Source organism: Myxococcus vastator, from assembly GCF_010894475.1.
Classification (GTDB): Bacteria; Myxococcota; Myxococcia; order Myxococcales; family Myxococcaceae; genus Myxococcus; species Myxococcus vastator.
In genome coordinates this window covers 1-4,142 of the sequence record NZ_JAAIYB010000586.1, presented here as the reverse complement: position 1 = coordinate 4,142, position 4,142 = coordinate 1, and the positions used below count along the sequence as shown (strand labels likewise).

General features: G+C 69.6%; 1 protein-coding gene and 1 pseudogene. Both read left to right on the top strand.

Annotated elements, in window-relative coordinates; all coding sequences use genetic code 11:
• Window positions 1–1,236 (top strand): annotated as a pseudogene (locus G4D87_RS34355) (hypothetical protein); the annotation flags it as partial.
• A 20-nt stretch (window positions 1,237–1,256) separates the two neighbouring features.
• Window positions 1,257–4,142 (top strand): non-ribosomal peptide synthetase (locus tag G4D87_RS34350; protein WP_163786897.1); only part of this gene is annotated, 2,886 nt, incomplete at its 3' end.

The following is a 4,142-nucleotide window of genomic DNA, read 5'->3' as shown; positions in this document are numbered from 1 at the left end:
CACCCGGACAAGCAGCCGTCCAAGACGGACATCCGGGAGACCTTCCGCCAGCCACAGTTCGTGGATGGAGGCCCTCCGCGAGCCGCGTACGATGATGAGCCCCCGGACATCCTCACGCTGGGTGGCGCCTACTTCCAGCGCGCGGAGCTGAGCGCCTCGCGCGGCGGCCCGGGGACGCCGCTGACGCCCGTGCTGCCGTCGCTCGCGGACCTGTACCTGGACATCAATCCTTCCGAGCAGATTCGCGGGTTCGTGCGCGGGCGGCTTCTCTACGATCCGCTCGACATGCAGCTCTCCACGCCGCAGTCGGTCCTGGACCAGTTCTGGTTCCGCTTCGGCCTGGCCCACCGCGTCTTCATCACCGCGGGCCGCCAGCAGGTCCGCTGGGGCAGCTCCCGCATCTGGAATCCCACGGACTTCCTCCAGGCGCCGAATCCCCGGCCGCTCGACCCGGTGGACCTGCGCACCGGCGTGGACATGCTGAAGGTGAACGTGCCGTGGGAGGAGATGGCCTCCAGCCTGTGGCTCATCGCCACGGCGGACCTGAATGGACCGGAGGACCGTCCGATACGTTATGGCGGAGCGCTGCGCGCGGAGGTGGTGCTCGGCCCCAGCGAGCTGTCGCTGTCGGCGGCCTTCCAGCAGGGCCGCCGCCCCCGGTATGGCATCGACTGGTCCGTGGGCCTGGGCCCCTTCGACCTCAACGCGGAGATGGCGCTCCTGCAAGACCTCCCCGCGCGGCTGTGGGAGCGCGGCGAGGCCGGCTACGTCGAGCGCTCCTTCGGCGGCCCGAAGCCGCAGGTCAGTGGCGGCATCAAGGGCACCTTCCGCGTGGCGGACGTCTACCGCGCCATCGTCCGGCTGGAGGGCTTCTACAACTCGCTGGGCACGGATGATCGCGCGCAGCTGACGTGGCAGCGCTCCACCGCGGACTACCGGCCCCTGTTCTTCGGACGTGCCTATGGCATGGCCCAGGTCAGCATCGACCGGCGCAGCCAGTTCGAGCCCCGCCTGACGTTCACCGCGCTGACGAACCTGAGTGACCCCTCCATGCTGGGCCGCATCGACTTCGACATCGCCGTGCTGCGAGACGTGGTGGCGCAGCTCTTCGTCGAAGCGCCATTGGGGCCACGCGGCACCGAGTTCCGCTTCCAGCCTGACCCCTCCGTGGTGGAGATCCCGCCCATGGGCCTTCCGCTCTTCCGCACGGGCGTCAGCGTCTACATCAAGATGTGAAGTTCCCCCCGAGCATCGACATGACCTCGCGTACCGACCTGGACTCGCTGACTCCGGAGGAGAAGCGCGCGCTGCTGCAGAAGCTGCTGAAGCGCGGCACTCCGGACACCGCCACCGGACAGAACTCCCTCCAGGGCACGGGGCCCACCCGGCGCGGGGACGACACGCGAGCGGAGCCCTCCTCCGCGCAGGAGCGAATGTGGTTCCTGCATCAGCTTGCTCCCGCGTCCGCCTCGTACAACGTGGTGCGCGCGGTGGAGCTCTCCGGTGAGGTGGATGCCGGCGCGCTCGACGCGGCGCTGCGGCAACTGCTGGCGCGGCACCGCGCGCTCCGCTCCATCATGCCCTCCTCCCCCGAGGGACATCCCCTGCTGGGTGTTCAGGACGTCCCCGCACGGGTCCTGGTGACCGAGGACCTCTCGGCGGATGCGGCGCCCGGGACGTCGCTGGAGCGCCGGCTGCGGGAAGAGGCCCAGCGGCCCTTCGTCCTGGCGCAGGGGCCCCTGTATCGCTTCTGCCTCTTTCGCCTTTCCGCACAGCGGCACGTCTTCACGTTGTCCCTGCACCACCTCGTGGTGGACGGCTGGAGCTACAACGTGTTGATGCGCGAGCTGGGTGTCCTCTACACGGCGCGCGTCCGTGGGCAGGCCCCCGGCCTGACGCCCCTGCCCCTGGAGTACACGGACTTCGCGGCCTGGCAGCGGACACCCGCTGTCGCGGCGCGCGAGGCGGCCCATGTCGCGTACTGGAAGGAGCAGCTCGCAGGGGTTCCGCACATCCTGGAGCTGCCCACCGACAAGCCGCGCCCGCCGGTGCGCACGGACCAGGGCGTCCAGACCCAGCTGCTCCCCGTCGCTCCGGCGCTGGCCGAGGCCGTGCGCGGGCTCTGCCGTGAGCGGCAGGTCACGCCCTTCATGGTGTTCTACACGGCCTTCGCCGCGCTGCTGCACCGCTACTCGCAGCAGTCCGACTTCTGCGTGGGCACGCCCGTCGCGGGCCGGACGCACCTGTCCCTGGAAGGCATCGTCGGGCTGTTCATCAACACCGTGGTCCTGCGCGCTCAGGTGCGGACTGGAGACACCTTCACCGGGCTGCTGGCGCGGGCAAGGGAATGCGCGCTCGCCGCGTACTCGCACCAGGAAGCGCCGTTCGAGCGAGTCATCGAGGCGGTGCGAGCGGAGCGCAACCCCGGTCACTCACCGCTCTTCCAGGTGATGTTCGACCTGTACCAGGAAGAGGACTCGCTGGCGGGTGCGTTCTCGGGCGTGGGCGCTCGCGCGCTCCATGTGGATACCGGGACCAGTCAGTTCGACCTGTCGCTCACCATCATCGAGGGCCCCTCCGGTTTCGGCGTGACGGTGCAGTACAGCACTGACTTGTTCGAGCACGACTCCATCCAGCGCCTGGTGGGCCACTACCTGCGCCTGCTCGAAGGCGCGCTCGCCGCTCCCTCCGCGCCCCTTGCGTCCGTCGACCTGCTCTCTGCCTCCGAGCGCCAGCAGGTCCTCTTCTCCTTCAACGACACCTCCAGGCCCTTCGACTCCCTCGCCTCGGTGGCCTCCCTCTGGACCGAGCAGGTCGCTCGCGCTCCCGACGCCACCGCCCTCGTCCTCGCCTCTTCTGGCCTGCGCCTCTCCTTCTCCCAGCTCCACGCTCGCGCCACCCGTCTGGCCCAGCACCTGCTCGGCCTGGGTGTCCTCCCGGAGGACGTCGTCGGCCTGTGCCTCGAGCGCTCCGAGGACGCCGTCGTCGGCCTCCTCGCCATTCTCCTCAGCGGCGCCACCTGCCTTCCTCTCGAAGCCAGTCACCCGCCAGAGCGTCGTGCCTCGCTTCTCCACCGGGCCCGTGCTCGCTTCGTCCTCTCTCGCCCGGACTTCTTCTCCGACGCCTCGCTGGCGATTCCCCTCGTCCAGCCGCTCCCACCTGAGTCTCCGTCCTCACTCCCACTCCCTCGCGTCCTCCCGGACTCGCTCGCCTACCTTCTCTTCACCTCTGGCTCCACTGGCGAGCCCAAGGGCGTTGAGCTCACCCACCGCGCCCTCGTCCACGCCTTCGACTCTTTCGACGCCCTCTACGACACGCGTCCGGGTGACTGCTGGGCTTCCTCCAGCAGCTTCTCCTTCGACATGCATCTGGAGGATGTCCTCTTCTGCCTGACCCGCGGAGGGACGACGGTGCTGCGCGACGTGGGGCCGCTGGGGCTGGGGCGCGACATCACCCGCCACGGCATCACGCACATCGTCATCACACCTTCATCGCTGGCCACCGCGATGGAGGAACCTGGAGCGCCCGAAGCGCTGCGTTCCATGAAGGCCATTGTCGTGGGCGGTGAGGCCCTGCCCGAGCCACTGGTAGAGCAACTGGCGTTGACGCGAACGTCGCTCATCAATGCCTACGGTCCGACGGAGACGACCATCTGCGTGGTGGCCGAGAAGGTGGAAGCCCACCGCCCCGTCCGCCTGGGCCAACCCTTGGCGCGCTCTCAGGCCTACGTCCTCGACGAGGCCGGCCTCCCCACGCCCATCGGCGTCCCGGGCGAGCTCTTCCTTGGCGGCGACGGCCTCGCTCGGGGCTACCGCGCCCTTCCTCACCTCACCGCCGAGCGCTTCGTCCCTGACGCCTTCTCTTCCTCTCCCGGCGCTCGCCTCTACCGCACCGGCGACCGCGTCCGCTGGAATCCCGACGGCTCCCTCTCCTACCTTGGCCGCACCGACTTCCAGCTCAAGGTGCGTGGCGTCCGCGTCGAGCCCGAGGAAGTCGAGGCCGCCCTCTGCCGCCTCCCGGGCGTCCGCCAGGCCGCCGTCCTCCCTCTCGCCTCTCCCAACTCCTCTGACGTCCGCCTCGTCGCCTTCCTCGTCCTCGACGACGCCACCCCCTTCCTCCCCGCCTCTCTCCGCCACCAACTC